The organism is Comamonas sp. SY3, from assembly GCF_041730275.1.
Classification (GTDB): Bacteria; Pseudomonadota; Gammaproteobacteria; order Burkholderiales; family Burkholderiaceae_C; genus Comamonas; species Comamonas sediminis.
The window spans coordinates 1-19,569 of the sequence record NZ_JBGTYN010000025.1 but is presented as its reverse complement, the minus strand read 5'-3'; the positions used below and the strand labels follow the sequence as shown (position 1 = coordinate 19,569).

The following is a 19,569-nucleotide window of genomic DNA, read 5'->3' as shown; positions in this document are numbered from 1 at the left end:
GGCGTGTCACTTTTTTACAGATTTGCGGCGTTCCCAGGCCACCATCGTGAGAAGGACAATCGCGGCGCTGAGCGAGATATGGCCGCACCAGGTGACCAGGCCGAGCGACCAGCCCTTGAGCCCGACGGCGATGGCCAGCGAGGCGAGCAGCGCCAGCCAGCCGGCCATGCGCAGGCGCCGGGTGGGGCCGGCTGGCAGCTCACGGCCCAACAGGTCGAGCTGGTGGCGGTCCATCGCCAGCGCCAGCAGTGCAAACGCGGGCAGCGACACCAGCTGAATGGCAAGGTGGTTCATGGCCGGGCCTCCTGCAGATCGGGCGCCATGGCCGCGCTGGCGGCCGTTGCGCCGGACTCCACATCCCGGGCGGCAGGCACCGGGGAGTTGGCAGCCGGGCGCGGTGCCGCCTGGCGCTGCGGCTTGCGCTTGGGTTGGTGGCGCCAGGTACGGATCGCCAGCCAGCCATGCAGCGCGGCCAGCGCCAGCAAGGTCAGCTCCAGCCCGGTGAACACCCAGTCACCGTCGATGGCGCTGCGCCACAGCGGGCGGTCGGTGGTCAGCACATTGACGACCGGCAGCAAGGCCAGCGCCGCGCAACCGGCCCAGAGCAGCTCCACCCAGGCGCGCTTGGCAGGCCGCAGCATGGCCCAGACCAGGCTGGCCCCCCAGAGGATGAAGAACCAGTGGATCTCCCAGTCGCTGCGCTTTTCCATGCCCAGCGGCAGCAGGCGGTTGGCCCAGAGCATGGCGGCCATGCCGATGCTCAGGCCGGCAATTGCAGCGATGTTGAGCCGCTCCACCAGCCAGAAGCCAAAGTACGGCTTGTCCGGATGGGGCAGCTTGGTGCGTCGCTTGACGGTCCACATCACCAGGCCCGTGCCCACCATGGCTGTGCCCGCCAGGCTGGTGAGGAAGTAGAGCCAGCGCACGGTGGTGTCGCCAAAGCGGCCTAGGTGCAGGGCATAGAGCACGCCACGCGTCTCGGCTGCCGCGCCCACCTGGTCCTTGACCTCCAGCAGCTTGCCGGTGCTGCCCTCGAACAGCATGTATTTGGGGCTGATCGACACGCGCTCGAAATCGCCATAGGTGACGATCACGCGTGCCGAGGCGTCGCCGGCGTTGTTGACGGTGACGCGGCCAATGCGGTCCGCGCCCCAGCGCTGTTGGGCCTGGCGCACCATATCGCCCAACGGGGCGAGCGGCACAGCCTGGCCGCTGGGCTTGCCGGCAGGAACGAAGGCGCTGATCTCGCTTTGCATGGCCTGGCGCTCGGCCTGGGTCTTGAAGGCGGCACTGCTGGCCCAGGGCATGGTCATCGCCATCAGCGTGACCAGGCCGGTATAGGTGATCATCGCGTGGAAAGGCAGGCCGAAGACCGACAGCGCATTGTGCGCATCCAGCCAGGAGCGCTGGCCCTTGCCCCAGCGGAAGGTGAAGAAGTCGACAAAGATCTTCTTGTGCGTGATCACGCCGCTGACAATGGCCACCAGCATGAACATCGCGCAGAAACTGGCCAGCCAGCGGGCCCAGAGCACCGGCATGTAATGGAACTGGAAGTGGAAGCGGTAGAAGAACTCGCCGCCCACAGTCTCGCGGCTGCTGACCTTCTGGCCGGTTTGCGGATCGAACACCGCGCTGCCAAAGCCGCGCTCGCCCTTCGCGGGCTTGGCGATGCGCCAGAACGCACTCACGACATTGTTGCGCGCATCGGCCATGCCCAGGCTCCATTGCGAGCTGCCGGGCACCATCTGCTGCAGCTCCTCGGCGATGCGGGGGACCACTTCAGCGGCATCGGGCACGGCGGCCTGGTGGGCCACCTCGGGCCGCATCCACTGCGAAATCTCTTCCTTGAAATAGCTCACCGTACCGGTGAGAAACATCGCATACAGAATCCAGCCCACCAGCAGGCCGGCCCAGATGTGCAGGTCGGACATGGCCTGGCGAATGCCGCGTGCGGCGGGCTTACCGGGTTTGCTATGTTTTTTATCGTTGGCAGTCATGCCGGAGTCACTCCATTCCATACCGGCCAAGCGGCCAGCAGCAGCGGTATCGCTGCCAGCAGCAGCCCCAGCCAGGCGCGGGTGGCCGAGCGCACGGCGAACACCCAGATCACCGCGCCGGTGTAGACCAGAAAGCTGGCCATCGTGCCAGCCAGCACGGCCTGGGGCTTGTCCATCGGCAGCGCCAGCGCGGCAACACTGGCCACCGCCGCCAGCGCATAGCCGCCGCCGATGGCGGCGACGATGCGCGAGAGCAGCGGCCCGACCTGGCAAGCCTTGGTCAGCGCGGCGCGCAACGCGCCGCTCAGCGCTGGGCTGGTCATTTGGCCGGGTTAGGCGTGGCAACCGGGCCGGCCGCCAGCGGGGCCAGGCCTTGTGGCTTCACATAGGTGACCGACGTCACATAGCTCACGCCGTCGTACTTTTCGCCAGCGCGTTCGCCGGGCGTGCGGTCGTTGTGCTTGATCTCGGCCACGTACTGGCCTTGCCAGGGCAGGTCGAACTGCACCAGGCCTTGCGCGTCAGTGTGGCCTTCCTTCATCCAGCCCGATTGGGTGACCAGCGCGACCTGGGTCTTGGCCAGCGGCTGGCCCTTGAAGGTCGCCTTGAACTCGCCGTCCTTGCCGGTCGGGGTCAGGTCCAGCGCCAGCTTGGGCTTTTGCGCGGCAAAGCCGGTGACCAGGCGTGCAGCAGGGTGGTACCAGTTGGTGACATCCTTGCCATCGCGCTTGAACTTGGACAGCGGGTAGTTGGCATCTTCAGCGACGATGGAGACCCCATCCTGGACGTTGAAAGGCAGGGTAAAGCCATGGGCGGTCTTGTTGCCGGCAGCAGCCTTTTCTTCGCCGTTGGCGCTGATCAGCACGCCCTGGGGCTTGCCAAAGTGGTCCAGCAGGCCAGGAGACGCTTCGCGCAGGTTGTCGCCAAACTCACCAAAGCGCAGCACCACGGCCTGGTCGGCACCGGCAGGCTCCAGCCAGACCTGGTGGGCCTGGGCGGACAGGGCCAGCACGGCCAGACTCAGCGCAGACAGGGATTTCTTCAACATATGCTCTCTCTCCTTTTTTGATAAACATGCTGCCGGCGCCTTGCGCGCTCCCGCAGCCCACTCCCCAGAACCGGTGGGCGGTCTCTACGCCACTGCGCGGAGACCACCCGCAGGTTCTCAAAAATCAACCGTCGCCGACAGCACCACGGTACGCGGCGCGCTCAGGGTCAGGTAGTTGTTGCCACTGATCAACCAGACGTTCTTGCCCGTCAGGTTTTCGACATTGGCGCGCAGCACCACCGCCTTGCCGCTGACCTGGGTGCGGTAGCGCGCGCCCACATCCAAGCGGGTCCATCCCGAGAGCTTGAGGGTGTTGGCATTGCTGGCCCAGGCCGAGCCGGTGCGGATCACCCGGCCGTTGACGGACAGGCCCTGCACGCCGGGCACATCCCAGTCGGCGCCCAGGTTGGCATTGATCTTGGGCACGCCGTAGGCATCGTTGCCCTGGTACTGCGCCGCCTTGGTGACCTTGGCACGGTTGAAGGCAAGGCCTCCCATCCAACGCAGACCGCGCTGCAGCTCACCATAGGCGGCCAGCTCCAGGCCCCGGTTGCGCTGCTCACCATCAAAGCTGTAGATGTTGGTGGCCGGGTCGGTCATGCTGTTGGGGCGGCTGATCTGGAACAGGCTGGCCGTCGTCATGACGCTGCCCCAATCCACCTTCACACCTGCTTCGTACTGCTTGGACTTGAATGGCGGAAACACCTCGCCGGCATTGACGGCCGTGTTGGGGGCGATGCCACCACGCGAGAGACCGGCCGTGTAGTTGCTGTAGACGGAGACCTGGTCATTGGCCTTGACCACCAGGCCGACCAGCGGCGTGGTCGCGCTCTTGGCGTAGCTGCTGGTCTGCGCGCCGGTAGCGGTGCTGAAGTTGCGCAGGTCCACGGTCTGGCGGCGCAGGCCCAGGGTCAGCAGCAGGCGGTCATCGGCCAGGGCGAGGGTGTCCGTCACCGCGATGCCGTAGTTGTGCGCCTTGGAGGCCTTGTTGGGCGCGGTGCGCGCACCTTCCACCGGCGGCAGTGGCGCGGGGTGGTAGATGTTCGATGGCGACGTGGTCAGGCCGGCCACATAGGTATTGCCGGATTCCTGGCGCAAATCGGAAGCGCTGACCACCAGCGAGTGCTTGACACCGCCGGTCGCGAACTTGGCCCGCAGCCCCGCATCGGCGCTGCTGGTGTCGGTGTACGAATCGTAGAAGCTGCTGCGCACCGTGAAGTCGCCGGCCGCATTCATCGACGTCGTCGTGGTCGGGAAAATCTGCTGGGCCTTTCCCTTGCGGTAGCCAATGCCCGCAAACGCCGTGACCTGGTCGTTCAGATCCACTTCGAGGCGCGAGGTGATGACCTTGTCGTCCAGCGACAGATCGGTATCGGGAAACCAGTTGCTGCGCGCATTGGGCGGCTTGGGCAACGACGTGAGCGCCGGGTTGAAGCCAATCTGCGGGCGGAAATCCTCCATCTCTTCGCGCTGCGCATAGGCGTCGAGCGACCAGCGCAGCTGGCTGCCCCGGTAGTCCACCGCGATCGCGCCCACGCCCAGCTTCTGGTCGCCACCACGGATGCTGGCCTCGCCACCGCGCGCTGCGCCATTGACGCGCACGCCCCACTCCTTGTTTTCGCCAAAGCGGCGCGAGATATCGACACTGGTGCCGAACTGCGCACGGCCCAGGTACTGCAGGCCGACGCGGTTCAGCGGCGCATCGCCTGCACGCTTGGTCTGCACATTGATCGCGCCACCAATGCTGCCGCCCGGCGGCATGCCGCCCACCATCGCGCCCGGGCCCTTGAGCAGCTCGGCACGCTCCAGAATCTCGGCCGGCACCCGGCTGGCGGAGGTCAGGCCATAGAGGCCATTGAGGCCCACATCGCCACCGCTGATGCCAAAGCCGCGCACCTGGATGTCTTCGCTGAAGCCCTGCGAGGCGGTGGTCAGGCGCACCGACGCGTCATTGGCCAGCACCTCACCCAGGGTGCGTGCCTGCTGGTCGGCCACCGCTTCTGCGGTATAGGCCACGGTGGAAAACGGCGTGTCCATCACATCCTGGTCGCCCAGCATGCCAATGCGGCTGCCGCGTGCCTGCTTGCCACCGGCATAGGCTTCGGGGCGGTCGCCGGCGCGGGTCGCCGGGGCCGTCACCACCACCGGGTTCAGTGCCACTTCACCGGCGGTCTGGCCGTTGTCGATGACCAAGGTTGTGCCCTCGATGCGCGCCACCAGGTTGGTGTTGCGCAGCAGCTGGCGTACGGCGTCCTGCGCGCTCATGCTGCCCTTGACGGCGGCGCCGGGGCGGCCCTGCACCAGTGCAGGAGGTGCCATCAACTGCAGCCCGGCCTGGCGGGCCAGCTGGGCCAGCGCGCTGTCGAGCGGCTGGGCAGAAATATCAAAATCAGCGGCCGAGGCCGCGCCGGCCAAGGCGGCCATCGCCAGGGCCATCAGGTGGCGTTTGCAGGGGTGCGACATAGCAGTGGGTACTTTCCTCATGTGGTTCACACGAGGTAATACGAACGAGACGCAGTTTTCCCTCAGCGCTTGCGCAAGTATTTTTGAATGGCCGGACAGCGGCCCATAGTGCTTGCACGCCATCGCTCAACTCTGCGCTCTGCGCCGTGCAATCATGATGCGGCGCGCAGCGCCCTGGCCTTCTTCGCGCACCACGACCGGCACGCTGCGCGGCAGCAGCTGCAGCCAGGCGCGGGCATCGGCAATGCGCACCCGGCCAAAAATCGCCATATGTTCGGCATCGGGCGCCACCTGCAGGGGCACGTCGCAATAACGGGCCAGGCGCTGCACCGCCAGGCCCAGCGGTTCGTGGCGGAAGTCCAGCCAGCCATTGCGCCAGGCCGCCACCTCTCCCGCGCTGGCATCGCGCCGGGGCGGTTGTCCTGGCTGCCAGTCCAGGGTCTGGCTGCCCGTCAGCTCCCAGCCATCACCCGCATCGGCCAGATCACCATCGCTGCCCCGCTGCTGCACGCGCACCCGGCCCTCTTCAACCGCCACGCGCAGCCCGCCCTGGGCATCGACTGCGACTTCAAACCGGGTGCCCAGCACGGTGATACGGGCCGGGCCAGCATCGACGATGAAAGGCGCATCGGCATGGCGTGCCACCTGGAAGAAGGCCACGCCTTCGTGCAACTGCACATGGCGGCGGCTGCCGTAGTAGCGCACCTCCAGCCGGGTCTGCGCATCCAGCGCAATGCTGCTGCCATCGGGCAGGGCCTGGTTGAGCTGGCGGCCGGTGGCCGTGGCCAGCTGGATCTGCCATGTCACCACCTGGCTTTGGTAGATGCGCCAGGCCAGGCTGCCGCTGGCACCCAGCCCTGCCACGCCGAGCAAGGCCGACAGCGCACGGCGCCGCCCCTTGCGCGGCAGCGCCGGCACAACGCCATCACCACGCCATGCGTGCAAAGCGGCCTCGATCGCATCCATGGCGCGCATGATCTCGCGCTCCACCGTCTTGACCGAGACGCCGTGCGCTGCGGCAATCGACGCCTGCGATTCGCCATCGAGCCGATCGGCCAGCAACATGCTGCGGCAGCGCTCAGGCAAGGCGGCTATTGCGGCATCGACGGCTGCCAGCGCTTCGCGCCGCAGGCTGGCCTCAGCCACATCCTGGCCCAGCGCCTGCACACCGGCGCTGCCGTCATCGAAGCGGCTGTCAAAGCGCTCGGAGGTGCGCGCGGCCCGGCGCAGGTGGTCAATCACCAGATGCTCGGCCACCGTGTACAGGTAGGCGCGCGGCGCCGGGTGAGGGCTCTGCGCCAGGGGCCCCGCTTCCACCACGCGCAGCCAGGCGTCATGCACGATGTCCTGCGCCGATTGGCGGCTGCCGGTACGGCGTGCGACAAAGGCAATCAGCTCGCGATAGCTATCGCGAAAGGCTTCCAACGGGAGGGCGGACATGGCGGAACGGGCGGGCAGTAAAAATGACGAGGCGCGCCAGTATATTACGAATGAGAATAAATCTCATTTGTTATACAAATTTTCTTTTAAAACAGGAGCTTAAATCGCCCGCCCGGGAAGGCGGGTACTGGTGCCTGTACACCTTTTCCGCTGTGGAATAAGCGCTAAAAACGCCCTGCAGCGCCAGCCGCAGGGCGTGGGGGCGGGCAAAACCGCTTACAGATCGCGCTTGATCAAAGCCCCGCTGAACAAGACCGGCCCGGTGGGCCCCGTCTCGCTGGGCACGCCGCCCTTGGGCTCCAGGCTGACCGCCAGTGCCGGGACGGCCTGCACCTGGGCCAGCTGCGCCTGCAGTTGCTCCAGCCGCCCCTCCCCCATGACGCCCAGCGACTGCGGCGCGCCCTGCGCCGGCAAGGCCCACAGCTGCAGTGACCGGTCGGCCGCCTCCTGGTAGCCACCGACGCGCTGCAGCACCAGCCGGCCCTGGCGGGCATCGAAGGTCACCAGCATGGAGGCCTGGGCCTTGCCATCGGCCAGTACGGCCACGTACTGGACCTGAGGGGCGGCCTGCAATGCGGTCTGGGTCTTTTGCAGCTCGGTTTGCAAGGCGGCCAGCTGCTGGCCCGTGTTGCGTTGCAGGCTTTGCTGCGCATACAGGCCAATGGCCACCGCAGCGACGGTGGCCACGGCCCCCGTCAGCGCCAGCGAACGCCACCAGGCCAGCGCCTTGGGGCTGCGGGCGTTGGCAGCGCTGCGCTGCTGCTCGAGGGCCAAGCCAGCCTTGTCGGCATCGACCAGGTTCTGGATACGGGTCCAGACGGCGGCATCGGGCTGCACCGGCGACTGCAGCTCGGAAAGCGCCGACCAGCGGCCCTGCCACAGCAGTGCGGCCGAGCGCACCTGCGGATGCGCGCGGGCCATCTGCTCAAAGCGGCGGCGGGCGCCTGCGCGCAAGGTGCCCAGCGCATAGGCGGCGGCCAGGCGGTCGAGCAGTTCGGGGTGTTGTACCAGGTTCATCAGAGCGCTCCTTTGCGCCTACACGTGGCGGTCCATGCACTTGCGCAGTTGCTCCAGACTGCGGCGCATCCAGGTTTTGACGGTGCCCAGCGGCAGCTGGAAATGGCTGGCCAGCTCGCTGTGGCTCAAATCTCGCAAATAGGCCAGGCTCACCACCTGGCGCTGGGCCTGCTGCAGGCGCTCCATGCACTGCTGCAAGACCGTCGCCTGCTCACTCGCTTCCACCGACTGCATCGGGCTTTGTGCGTCGTCGCCCTGCGGCAGGTCATCCATGTCGTCCACCACCGCATGCTGGTCGAGCCGCTCGGCCTTGCGCCGGCGCAGAAAATCCAGCGCCCGGCTGCGCACCAGCAGACCCATCCAGGCCAGCGGCGGGCTGAGCGAATCGCGGTAACTGCCGGCATGGCGCCAGATGGCGACAAAGCTGTCCTGCAGCACGTCTTCAGCCCAGGCCTTGTTGCCCAGAATGCGCAGCGCCAGGCCATACAGCCGCGAGGCGGTATCGTCGTACAACAGCCGCAGCGCTTTTTCGTCGCGGGCGGCAATGCGGTCTAACAAGAGCATCAGTTCAGTGTCAGTGGTAGGTGTGCGCATGCAAGCATTGTGGGGCGAAGGCCGGGTGGCCGGTGCATCCGTTGTATTGCTGCCAAGCAACAAGCGGCGCAGCCTGATCGGCAATCGCCCACAGGTAAGTACTCGCACACCCCCAAAACTTTCAGGTATCTGGCCGCTATACGCAGCAAACGGCCCACTGGATGCAGAAACGATGCAAAAAAATAATCGGCAGCCCTGAATCCAAACCAGCTGCTGATGCGTAGTGAAGGACGTAGACCTTGCCCAGACAGGGTCGGAAAACGGAGCACCCTATGAAAACAGCCACCACCGCAGTTGCCATACCCCCGGGCCCCTGCGCGCCCGCCCGGAGGCCACCATGCCGCTGAACACCCCCATCGAGCGCTGGTACGGCTTGCGTGTCTGGCTGATCGGCGCCAGCTCGGGCATCGGCCTGGCGCTGGCAGAGCAACTGCATGCCGCAGGGGCCCGCATTATCGTGTCGGCGCGCCGGCAGGAGGTGCTGGACGCCTTCGCCGAGCAGCACCCTGGCTGTCTGCCTCTGCCGCTGGATGTCAGTGACCGCGATGCCGTCGTCAGCGCCGTACACCAGTTGCTGGAGGACGGGCCCCTGGACATGGTGTGCTACTGCGCAGGCCAGCGGCAGACGATGAGGGCCGATGATCTGGACCTCAACCGCATGCTGCAGCACCGGGAGGTCAATCTGACTGGCGCGCTGCATGTGATCACGGCCGTCACCCCCCACCTGCTGGCAGCGGCACGCGACGGGCGGCAACCCCATCTCAGCCTGGTGGCCAGCGTCGCCGGTCTGCGTGGCCTGCAGGGCAACCTGGCCTATGGACCCAGCCAGGCGGCACTCATCAACCTGGCCCAGACCTTGCAGCTGGAGTTGCCGGCGCAAGGTGTGGGCGTTAGCCTGGCCGTCGTCAAGCCCGCGCTGACCGCGACCTCGTTGACCGAACCCCATCCCGCCAGCCTGCCGGTCTGGCAGCACCCGGCACAGGCGGCCGAGGCCATGCTCAAAGGCTGGGCCCACGGCCACTTTTTGCTGGGTGCGCCGTGGCGCTCTAGGCTGAGCTGGCGCCCAGGGCTCACCTCCCCGGCACCCGGCCTGTTCGCCTGGGTGCGCCGCTTGCAGGGGAACTGAACCATGCTGACGCTGCACCATCTGGAAACCTCGCGCTCGCAGCGCGTGCTGTGGCTGCTCGAAGAGCTGAACCTGCCCTATGCGCTGCAAACCTACCCGCGCGATGCCAAGACCCGCCTGGCACCGCCGGCGCTCAAACGCGTCCACCCGCTGGGCCTGTCGCCCATCCTCTGCGACCGGGGGCTGGTGATCGCCGAATCCGGCGCCATCATCGAGTACCTGGCCGAGCGCTATGGCGCCTGGGCGCCCCCGGACATGGCCTACCTGGAGCCCCCGCGCGGCAGTCCCGAGCATCTGCAGTGCCGCTACTGGATGCACTTTGCCGAGGGCTCGCTGATGAACTGGCTGCTGCTGCAGCTGGTGTTCGACAGCATCGCGGCCAAGCCTTTGCCGCTGCTGGTGCGCCCCGTTGTGGCACCGGTGCTGCGCACCCTGCGCCAGCAGGTGCACAAACAGCTGATCAGCCCCCACATGGAAGCAGCGATGGCCTATATGAACAACCACCTGGCCCACCAGCCCTGGTTTGCCGGGGAACACCTGACGATGGCCGATTTCCAGATGGGCTTTGCGGTGGAAGCGGCATTGGCCCGCTGCGCCAATGCGGCCGATTGGCCCCATCTGCATGCCTACCGCCAGCGTATGCAGGCCCGCGAGGCCTACCAGCGGGCCATTGCCAAAGGCGGCCCGGTGGTGATGAAGCTCTGAGCGCTCGACACCCGCCCTGTAAAAGGGCCCTGCAGTGCAGGGCCTTCGTCATGGGTGGTTGCGCAGATCAGCCCAGCCAGTGGCGGGCATTGCGCCAGACGCGCATCCAGGGGCTGAGGGCCGAGCGGTCGCCGTCGGTCCAGCTCATCTGCACGTTGCGGAACACGCGCTCGGGGTGCGGCATCATCGCGGTGAAGCGGCCATCGGCCGTGGTCACAGCCGTCAGACCGCCGGCCGAGCCGTTCGGGTTGAACGGGTACTGCTCGGTGGCCTGGCCATGGTTGTCCACATAGCGCATCGCGGCGATCACCGTGTCGGCATTGCCGCGGAAGCGGAAGTTGGCATAGCCCTCACCGTGCGCCACCGCGATCGGCAGGCGCGAGCCAGCCATGCCTTGCAGGAACAGGCTGGGCGACTCCAGCACCTCGACCATGGACAGACGCGCCTCGAAGCGGTTGCTCTGGTTTTGCGTGAAGCGCGGCCAGTCTTGCGCACCGGGGATGATGTCGGCCAGCTCGGCAAACATCTGGCAGCCATTGCAGACGCCCAGCCCGAAGGTGTCCTTGCGGCTGAAGAAGGCCTGGAACTGCTCGGACAGCGGCTCGTTGAAGGTGATCGAGCGGGCCCAGCCAATGCCGGCGCCCAGCGTGTCGCCGTAGCTGAAGCCGCCGCAGGCGACGATACCGGCAAAGTCACGCAGCTGGGCGCGGCCGGTCTGCAGGTCGGTCATGTGCACGTCCACCGCTTCAAAGCCGGCTTCGCCAAAGGCGTAGGCCATTTCTACGTGGGAGTTCACGCCCTGCTCGCGCAGCACCGCCACGCGGGGCTTGGCCGCCACATTGACGAAAGGCGCAGACAGCGCTTCCTGCGGATCGAAGGTCAGGTGCACATGCATGCCGGGGTCGGACGGCACACCGACCGAGGCGTGCTCGCTGTCGGCGCAGGCGGGGTTGTCGCGCTGCTGGGCAATCTTCCAGCTCACGGCATCCCAGACCTGGTGCAGATCGCTCAGGCTGGCGCCAAACACCTTCTTGGCATCGCGCCAGACTTGCAGCTCACCCTTGCCCATGTCCATGCTGGACGAGGCCGGACGGGTCTTGCCCACGATGTGGCTGCAGGTGGACAGGCCATGCGCGCGCAGGGTCTCCAGCACCTCGGCGCTGTCGCTGGTCTTGACCTGCAGCACGACGCCCAGCTCTTCGTTGAACAGCGCGCGCAGGGTCAGGTCTTCGCGGCGGCCCGATACCTGGGCGCCCCAGTTCTTGCCTTCGCCACTGTCCATGCGGCTGTCGGAGATGCCATCGCCTTCGGTGATCAGCATGTCCACATTCAGTGCCACGCCGACATGGCCGGCAAAGGCCATTTCGGCCACGGTGGCCAGCAGGCCGCCGTCGCCCTTGTCGTGGTAGGCGAGGATCTTGCCCTGGGCGCGCAGCGCGTTGACGGCATCGACCAGTGCGATCAGGTCCTTGGCGTCGTCCAGGTCGGGGGTCTCATTGCCGCTTTGGCCCAGCACCTGGCCCAGGATGGAGCCGCCCATGCGCATCTTGCCGCGCGAGAGATCGACCAGCACCAAGGTGGTGTCAGGCTCGCTGGCATCCAGCTGGGGCGTGAGCGTGCCGCGCACATCATCGATCGAGGCAAAGCCGGTGATGATCAGGCTGACCGGCGAGGTGACCTTCTTGGTCTCGCCGCCTTCGCTCCACTGCGTGCGCATCGACAGGCTGTCCTTGCCCACGGGGATGGAGATGTTCAGCTGCGGGCACAGCTCCATGCCGACGGCCTTGACGGTGGCGTACAGATCCGCGTCTTCACCGGGCTCGCCGCAGGCGGCCATCCAGTTGGCCGACATCTTCACCTTGGACAGCGCAATCGGCGCGGCCAGCATGTTGGTGATGGCTTCGGCAACGGCCATGCGGCCCGAGGCAGGTGCATTGATCGCTGCCAGCGGGGTGCGCTCGCCCATGGCCATCGCTTCACCCTTGAAGCCCTGGAAATCGGCCAGGGTCACGGCCACGTCGGCCACCGGCACCTGCCAGGGGCCCACCATCTGGTCACGGTGGGTCAGGCCGCCCACAGCGCGGTCACCAATGGTGACCAGGAAGCGCTTGGACGCCACCGTGGGGTGGGCCAACACGTCGATCACGGCCTTTTCCAGCGGCACGCCGGTCAGGTCGATGGCGGGCAGGCTGCGCGCCACGGTCTGCACATCCTTGTGCATCTTGGGCGGCTTGCCCAGCAGCACATCCATCGGCATATCGACCGGGAATTTCTGGTCGTCCGCAGTCGCAGCCGGGTCTTCGAGCACCAGCTGGCGCTCTTCGGTGGCCGTGCCGATGACGGCAAACGGGCAGCGCTCGCGCTCGCAGAAGGCGGTGAACTGCGTCAACGACTCGGGCGCAATCGCCATCACATAGCGTTCCTGGCTTTCGTTGGACCAGATTTCCTTGGGCGCCAGGCCCGATTCTTCGAGGTTGACCTTGCGCAGGTCAAAGCGGGCACCACGGCCGGCGTCATTGGTCAGCTCGGGGAAGGCGTTGGACAGGCCACCGGCACCCACATCGTGGATCGCCAGGATGGGGTTGGCCGCGCCCTGCTGCCAGCAGTGGTTGATGACTTCCTGCGCACGGCGCTCGATCTCGGGGTTGCCGCGCTGCACCGAGTCAAAGTCCAGCTCGGCTGCATTCGTGCCACTGGCCATCGAGCTGGCCGCACCGCCGCCCATGCCGATGCGCATGCCCGGGCCGCCCAGCTGGATCAGCAAGGTGCCGGCGGGGAACAGGATCTTCCGGGTCTGCTCGGCATCAATCACGCCCAAGCCACCGGCGATCATGATGGGCTTGTGGTAGCCACGGGTGATATCACCGACTTGCTGCTCGTACTCGCGGAAGTAGCCGGTCAGGTTGGGACGGCCGAATTCGTTGTTGAATGCGGCGCCGCCCAGCGGGCCTTCGATCATGATCTGCAGCGGGCTGGCGATGTGCTCGGGCTTGCCGACCTCGCTGCCCCAGAGCTTGGAGACGGTGAAGCCGGTCAGGCCGGCCTTGGGCTTGGAGCCCCGGCCGGTTGCGCCCTCGTCACGGATCTCACCGCCCGCGCCGGTGGAGGCACCGGGGAAAGGCGAGATGGCCGTCGGGTGGTTGTGGGTCTCGACCTTCATCAGCACATGGCTGGTGGCCGCCTGCTTCTGGTAGCTGGGCGCCGTCACGGCATCGGCCTGGATGTTGAACGGTGCCACAAAGCGCTCGACCTGGTGGCCTTCCATGATGGAGGCATTGTCCGAATACGCCACCACGGTGTGCTGGGGCGATACCGCCTCGGTATGGCGGATCATGCCGAACAGGCTCTTGTCCTGCGCCACACCGTCGATGGTGAAGTGGGCATTGAAGATCTTGTGGCGGCAGTGCTCGGAGTTCGCCTGGGCAAACATCATCAGCTCGACATCGCTGGGGTTGCGCGCCAGGCCCTTGAAGGCGTTTTCCAGGTACTCGATCTCGTCCTCGGCCAGTGCCAGGCCCCATTGCTTGTTGGCTTGTTCCAGCGCGCTGCGGCCGCCGCCCAGCACATCGACAAACTCCATCGGCTGCGCTTGCAGTGCGGAGAACAGCTGCTCGGCTTCGGCGCGGGTGCCAAACACCGACTCGGTCATGCGGTCGTGCAGCAGCGCGGCGATCTGCGCGGTCTGCTCGGCGCTCAGCTCGGGCTTGCCGCCCAGCAGGCCGGCCTTGAGCTCGATGCGGTACTCGGTCAGGCGCTCGATGCGGAACACCGCCAGGCCGCAGTTGCGGGCGATGTCGGTGGCCTTGGAGGCCCAGGGCGAGATCGTGCCCATGCGCGGCGTGACAATGAAGGCCTGGCCGTCGCTGCCGCCTTCATAGGGGTCGCCATAGGTCAGCAGGGCTGCGACGCGCTCGGCCTGCGCGCCGGCCAGCGGCTGCTCGGTGGCGACCAGATGCACAAAACGGGCAGCAATGCCCGTTATCTTTGGATGGATCGCCGTCAATGCGGTCTGCAGTTGTTGGGCGCGGAAGGAGCTGAGGGCGTTGCCGCCTGGTAGCTGAGTCAGGTGCAGTGTCACGTGGCAGCCTATGTGGACTAGGAGGATGGGAAGAAAGCACGCATGCGCCTTGCCCACTGCGACGGGTGGACCGTGGCAGCACCATGACAAGGGCGGGATAACCCGGGATTCTACTGTGCCCCGCCAGGACACGTAGCCGCATGGACAACAGGCCAATGGCGGCGGTGGGATAATCATGGGCTATGACCATCAAAATCAATACCGAAGAAGATATTGCGCAGATGCGGATCGCAGGCCGTCTGGCCTCGGAGGTCCTGGACTACATCACCCCCCACATCCAACCGGGCATCACGACCAAGCAGATCGATCTGCTGTGCGCCGAGGCGATGGAAAAGCAAGGCACCAAATCGGCCTGCCTGGGCTACCAGCCTCCGGGCATGACGCCCTACCCGGCCTATGTCTGCACCTCGGTCAACCATGTGGTCTGCCACGGCATTCCCAATGACAAGCCGCTTAAGAAGGGCGATGTCGTCAATGTGGACGTGACCATCATCACGCCCGAAGGCTACTTCGGCGACAACAGCCGCATGTTCGTGATCGGCGAAGGCACGATTGCCGGCAAGCGCCTGTGCCAGCTGACCTTTGAAGCGATGTGGCATGGCATCGTGCAGGTCAAGAATGGCGCCCATCTGGGCGATATCGGCCATGCGATCCAGAAGTTCGCCGAAGGTCATGGCCTGTCGGTCGTGCGCGAGTACTGCGGCCACGGCATCGGCAAGGTGTTCCACGACGAGCCCCAGGTGCTGCACTATGGCCGCCCGGGCACCGGGGTGGAACTCAAGACCGGCATGATCTTCACGATCGAGCCGATGCTCAACCTGGGCAAGAAGGACATCAAGGACCTGGGCAATGACGGCTGGACCGTCATCACCAAGGACCACAGCCTGTCGGCCCAATGGGAAGTCGAAGTGCTGGTGACCGACACCGGCTATGAAGTGCTGACCTGGTCGGAAGGCTCGCCCACGCCGCCAAGCTTTGTGACCACGATCAAGTGCTGATGGCGCGCTGATCCGGCCCACCCCTCTGCACCGGGCCGGCGGCGGTCCCCGTACCCAAGGCGGCATCGCGACAAGCGTGCCGCCTTTGTCGTTTCGGGTGGCCGATCCCCGCCACGCCCTCATTTGGTGCGCCGTGGCATGGAATGTGCTTATTCGCATCCGCTGTTGAATGCTATGGCACACTGCCAGCGACAGCAGAATAGAGCACCATGAACGATCCTCGCATTCCGCAGCTGCGCGAGCAGTACCAGGCCCAACGCAGCGCCCTGTTTGACGACATCATGGCCGGGGGCAGCAGCACCCGGGGCATACAGACGCAGTTGCGCAAGCTGTCGCAGCTGGCCGATGGTTTGCTGCGTGAGCTGTGGCATCTGGCCGGCCTGCCCGGCCGCTTGAACCTGGTAGGGGTGGGCGGTTTTGGCCGGGGCAAGCTCTTCCCGTATTCCGATATCGATGTGCTGCTGCTGCTGCCCGAGGGCACGGACCCCGAGCAGGACAGCGAATTGCGCAGCGCGATCGAGCAGTTCATCGGCTCCTGCTGGGATGCGGGGCTGGAGATCGGCTCGAGCGTGCGCACCCTCAGCCAGTGCATCAGCGAGGCCCAGGCCGATGTGACGGTGCAGACGGCGCTGCTGGAGTCGCGCCGCATCATCGGCTCGCCACGCCTCTACCACCTGTTCCAGGCAGCGCTGGCCCAGTCCATCCAGCCCGATGCCTTTGTCGTGGCCAAGGTGCTGGAGATGCAGCAGCGCCACAACAAATACGAAAACACCGTCTATGCGCTGGAGCCCAATTGCAAGGAATCGCCCGGCGGCCTGCGCGATCTGCAACTGATCCTGTGGCTGGGCCGCGCCACGGGCCTGGGCAGCCGCTGGAAGGAGCTGGCCGACAAGGGCCTGGCGACCGTCTACGAGGTGCGCAACCTGCAGCGCAACGAGGACCTGATTTGCCTCATCCGCGCGCGGCTGCACATTGTGGCGCGGCGCCGCGAGGACCGGCTGGTCTTCGACCTGCAAACGCCGGTGGCCGAGTCCTTTGGTTTCAAGACGGTCACCCCTGCCGGCCAACGCTTTCCCAAGCGCGCCAGCGAGGAGCTGATGAAGCGCTACTACTGGGCCGCCAAGGCCGTGGCCCAGCTCACACAGATCCTGATGCTGAACATGGACGAGCGCCTGCACCCGGGCAACCACACCCTGCGCCGCATCGATGACGAGTTCTACGACAAGGCCGGCCTCATCGAGGTGGCCGACGACGAGGTCTACCAGCGCAACCCGCATGCGATCTTGCGCACCTTCCTGCTCTACGAGACCGAGCCGGGCCTGAAGGACCTGTCGGCCCGCACTTTCCGCGCGCTCTACCATGCACGCCAGCTGATGGATGCGCAGTTCCGGCGCGACCCGGTCAACCGCGCCACCTTCATGCAGATCCTGCAGCAGCCCCATGGCATCACCCATGCGATGCGGCTGCTCAACCAGACTTCGGTGCTCGGCCGCTACCTCTGGCCGTTCCGCCGCATCGTCGGCCAGATGCAGCATGACCTGTTCCACGTCTACACGGTGGACCAGCACATCCTGATGGTGCTGCGCAATGTGCGGCGCTTCTTCATGGCCGAGCATGCGCATGAGTACCCGTTCTGCTCGCAGCTGGCCGCAGGCTGGGACAAGCCCTGGATTCTGTACCTCGCCGCCCTCTTCCACGATATCGGCAAGGGCCGGGGCGGTGACCATTCGGAGATCGGAGCGCTGGAGGTCAAGCGCTTTTGCCGCGACCACCAGATTGCCAAGGACGACCGGCAGCTGGTCGAGTTTCTGGTGCGCGAGCACCTGACGATGAGCCAGGTGGCGCAAAAGCAGGACACATCGGACCCCGAGGTGATCACCGCCTTTGCCCAGCGCATGGGCAATGAGCGCAGGCTCACTGCCCTCTACCTGCTCACGGTGGCGGATATCCGCGGCACCAGCCCCGAGGTCTGGAATGCCTGGAAAGGCAAGCTGCTCGAAGACCTGTACCGCGCCACCTTGCGCGTGCTGGGCGGGCGGGCGCCCGATGTGGCTGCCCAGGTGGAAATCCGCAAGCGCGAGGCCTTGGTGCTGCTGGCGCTGTCGGCCCAGCCGCATGAATCGCAAAAAGCGCTGTGGGACACCTTGGGCCTGGACTATTTTCTGCGCCACGAGGCCGCCGACATTGCCTGGCACACGCGCCACCTGTCCCGGTCGGTGGGCAGCAAGGCCACGTTGGTGCGCGCCCGCCAGTCGCTGGCTGGCGAGGGCCTGCAGGTGATGGTGTATGCGCCCGACCAGCCCGATCTGTTTGCCCGCATCTGCAGCTATTTTGACCAGGCGGGTTTCTCGATCCTGGACGCGAGGGTGCATACCGCCCTCAACCGCTATGCGCTCGATACCTTCCAGGTGGTGGCCACCGATGCTCCGCAAAGCTACCGCGAGTTGATCAACCTGGTCGAGAGCGAGCTGACGCGCGTGCTGGTGGCCGCCCAGCCACTGCCCGAGCCGGCGCAGCGCCGGGTATCGCGCCGGGTCAAGAGCTTTCCGGTGGCGCCGCGCGTGCTGCTGCGCCCCGATGACAAGGGCCAGCGCTGGCTGCTGTCCATTTCAGCGGCAGACCGCGCAGGCCTGCTCTACACGGTAGCGCGCATCCTCGCCCGCCACCAGCTGAGTGTGGAGCTGGCCAAGATCAGCACCTTGGGCGAGCGGGTGGAAGACAGCTTTTTGCTGCAGGGCCCGGAGCTGCAGAACAATGTGAGCCAGATCGCGATCGAGACCGAGCTGCTGTGGGCGCTGGCCGCGACCGGCAGCGGCGCCGCTGGTTGACGCGGGTCCGGCTCAGTCGTCCTCAGCCGCGCTGATGCCAGGAAACAGCACTTCGGTGAAGCCGAACTGGCTGAAATCGCGCACCCGCATCGGGTAGAGCTTGCCCCAGAGGTGGTCGCATTCATGCTGTACCACCCGGGCATGGAAGCCTTCGGCCACGCGGTCGATCGGATCGCCATACTGGTCGAAACCGGTGTAGCGGATCTTGCGCCAGCGCGGCACCATGCCGCGCAGGCCCGGCACCGACAGACAACCTTCCCAGTCATCCTCTTCCTCGTCCGACAACGGCGTGATCACCGGGTTGACCAGCACCGTGGGCGGTACCAGCGGACGATCCGGGTAGCGCGGGTTGCGTTCGGGCGAGCCGAAGAACACCACCTGCAGATCCACGCCAATCTGCGGCGCCGCCAAGCCCGCGCCATTGGCATCGCGCATGGTGTCGAGCAGGTCCTGCACCAGCTGGTGCAGCGCATCGGTGTCAAACTCGGTCACGGGCTGCGCAGTGCGCAGCAAACGGGCATCGCCCATTTTCAGGATTGGATAGATCGCCATACCGGGATGGTAGCGCAGCAGGGCATGCGGTCTGGCGCCTTTTGCCACCCAAAGCAGCGCGATTCAGAATGCCTGGCTTGCCCAGCATCAAGACACTGTTATGCGGTGCGATGCACAATGCATGACCATGAACGAGCCCGGAGCCTCCTCCACTGCGCCGCAGGAAGTACAGACACCGGCCTACTGCCCCATCCGCAGCCCGGTGCTGCGCTGGCTGCTGCTGCTGGCTGCGGTGGCCTGCCTCGCAATGGGCATCATCGGCATCTTTGTGCCGGGCCTGCCCACGACGGTCTTCATCCTGATGGCCGGGGCCTGCGCCGCGCGCAGCTCGGCGCGGCTGCATGGCTGGCTGTGGCGCCACCGCCTGTTTGGCGGCATGCTGCGCAACTGGGCGGCAGGCGGCTTTGTCAGCCGTAAGGCCAAGTGGAGCGCCAGCATCACAATGGCGGTGTGTGCGGTCATCATGCTGCTGGTGCCAGCGCCCGGCTGGGCCAAGCTGTTGTCGATCAGCTGCATGGCCTGCGTGCTGGCCTGGCTATGGTGCCGGCCCGAACCGCCCGCACCCCGCTGAGCGTTCGGCCTGGCGGACAGCCTCGCGTACGGCCCCCGGCGGCAAAAAATGACCTGGTCCGTTTTTCGGGTCAAAAATTCGTTCTATAATCGCAGTCTTGTTCCTCAATAGCTCAGTTGGTAGAGCGCCGGACTGTTAATCCGTAGGTCCCT

General features: G+C 66.1%; 16 protein-coding genes. 6 read left to right on the top strand and 10 right to left on the bottom strand.

Annotation, left to right across the window (positions count from 1 at the left end; all coding sequences use genetic code 11):
* Positions 1-6: 6 nt before the first annotated feature.
* From ACCQ08_RS22150 to ACCQ08_RS22115, 8 genes are all read right to left on the bottom strand, one after another.
* Positions 7-294 (bottom strand): DUF3325 domain-containing protein, encoded by a 288-nt coding sequence (locus ACCQ08_RS22150; protein ID WP_373451016.1) that lies wholly within the window; start codon positions 292-294, stop codon positions 7-9.
* Positions 291-1,997, bottom strand: a complete 1,707-nt coding sequence (locus ACCQ08_RS22145) for a PepSY-associated TM helix domain-containing protein (RefSeq protein ID WP_373451015.1) — start codon at positions 1,995-1,997, stop codon at positions 291-293. Before ACCQ08_RS22145 ends, ACCQ08_RS22150 begins: the two co-directional genes overlap by 4 nt.
* Positions 1,994-2,320: a DUF3649 domain-containing protein gene (locus ACCQ08_RS22140; RefSeq protein WP_373451014.1), complete on the bottom strand. Its 327-nt coding sequence runs from the start codon at positions 2,318-2,320 to the stop codon at positions 1,994-1,996. Before ACCQ08_RS22140 ends, ACCQ08_RS22145 begins: the two co-directional genes overlap by 4 nt.
* Positions 2,317-3,042: a cobalt ABC transporter substrate-binding protein gene (locus ACCQ08_RS22135; protein ID WP_373451046.1), complete on the bottom strand. Its 726-nt coding sequence runs from the start codon at positions 3,040-3,042 to the stop codon at positions 2,317-2,319. The genes ACCQ08_RS22140 and ACCQ08_RS22135 overlap by 4 nt, the downstream gene beginning before the upstream one ends.
* Positions 3,043-3,162: 120 nt before the next feature.
* The gene (locus ACCQ08_RS22130) at positions 3,163-5,508 is read right to left on the bottom strand and encodes a TonB-dependent siderophore receptor (RefSeq protein WP_373451013.1); all 2,346 of its coding nucleotides are present in this window, start codon (positions 5,506-5,508) and stop codon (positions 3,163-3,165) included.
* 126 nt (positions 5,509-5,634) lie between these two features.
* Complete coding sequence (locus tag ACCQ08_RS22125) at positions 5,635-6,948, bottom strand: sigma-70 family RNA polymerase sigma factor (RefSeq protein ID WP_373451012.1); 1,314 nt, start codon at positions 6,946-6,948, stop codon at positions 5,635-5,637.
* A gap of 216 nt (positions 6,949-7,164) precedes the next feature.
* Positions 7,165-7,965, bottom strand: a complete 801-nt coding sequence (locus ACCQ08_RS22120) for an anti-sigma factor domain-containing protein (protein ID WP_312415390.1) — start codon at positions 7,963-7,965, stop codon at positions 7,165-7,167.
* 18 nt (positions 7,966-7,983) lie between these two features.
* Entirely contained in the window at positions 7,984-8,559 is a 576-nt protein-coding gene (locus tag ACCQ08_RS22115) for a sigma-70 family RNA polymerase sigma factor (RefSeq protein ID WP_239808744.1), read from the bottom strand.
* Between ACCQ08_RS22115 and ACCQ08_RS22110 the strand changes: the two genes are divergently transcribed.
* The 3 genes from ACCQ08_RS22110 (at position 8,558) to ACCQ08_RS22100 (ending at position 10,390) form a co-directional block, all read left to right on the top strand.
* Positions 8,558-8,758, top strand: coding sequence for a hypothetical protein (locus ACCQ08_RS22110; protein ID WP_373451011.1), 201 nt, complete (start codon positions 8,558-8,560; stop codon positions 8,756-8,758). The genes ACCQ08_RS22115 and ACCQ08_RS22110 overlap by 2 nt on opposite strands.
* A gap of 138 nt (positions 8,759-8,896) precedes the next feature.
* Positions 8,897-9,685 carry an SDR family NAD(P)-dependent oxidoreductase gene (locus ACCQ08_RS22105; protein WP_373451010.1) on the top strand — a complete coding sequence of 263 codons (789 nt, stop codon included), beginning with the start codon at positions 8,897-8,899 and terminating at the stop codon, positions 9,683-9,685.
* Positions 9,686-9,688: 3 nt separating this feature from the next.
* Positions 9,689-10,390 carry a glutathione S-transferase family protein gene (locus ACCQ08_RS22100; protein ID WP_373451009.1) on the top strand — a complete coding sequence of 234 codons (702 nt, stop codon included), beginning with the start codon at positions 9,689-9,691 and terminating at the stop codon, positions 10,388-10,390.
* 67 nt (positions 10,391-10,457) lie between these two features.
* On the opposite strand, the gene purL is transcribed toward ACCQ08_RS22100, so the two are convergent.
* Complete coding sequence (purL, locus tag ACCQ08_RS22095) at positions 10,458-14,468, bottom strand: phosphoribosylformylglycinamidine synthase (protein ID WP_373451008.1); 4,011 nt, start codon at positions 14,466-14,468, stop codon at positions 10,458-10,460.
* A 182-nt stretch (positions 14,469-14,650) separates the two neighbouring features.
* Between purL and map the strand changes: the two genes are divergently transcribed.
* Both map and ACCQ08_RS22085 read left to right on the top strand, forming a co-directional pair.
* Complete coding sequence (gene map, locus ACCQ08_RS22090; protein ID WP_239808748.1) at positions 14,651-15,466, top strand: type I methionyl aminopeptidase; 816 nt, start codon at positions 14,651-14,653, stop codon at positions 15,464-15,466.
* A 209-nt stretch (positions 15,467-15,675) separates the two neighbouring features.
* The gene (locus ACCQ08_RS22085; RefSeq protein WP_373451007.1) at positions 15,676-18,294 is read left to right on the top strand and encodes a [protein-PII] uridylyltransferase; all 2,619 of its coding nucleotides are present in this window, start codon (positions 15,676-15,678) and stop codon (positions 18,292-18,294) included.
* A 12-nt stretch (positions 18,295-18,306) separates the two neighbouring features.
* Here the strand turns inward: ACCQ08_RS22085 and def are convergent, their stop codons facing one another.
* On the bottom strand, positions 18,307-18,846 hold the full coding sequence (gene def, locus ACCQ08_RS22080) for a peptide deformylase (protein WP_373451006.1): 540 nt from the start codon (positions 18,844-18,846) through the stop codon (positions 18,307-18,309).
* 127 nt (positions 18,847-18,973) lie between these two features.
* Here def and ACCQ08_RS22075 point away from each other — a divergent pair, with 127 nt between their 5' ends.
* Entirely contained in the window at positions 18,974-19,417 is a 444-nt protein-coding gene (locus ACCQ08_RS22075; protein ID WP_373451005.1) for a YbaN family protein, read from the top strand.
* Positions 19,418-19,569: the final 152 nt, after the last annotated feature.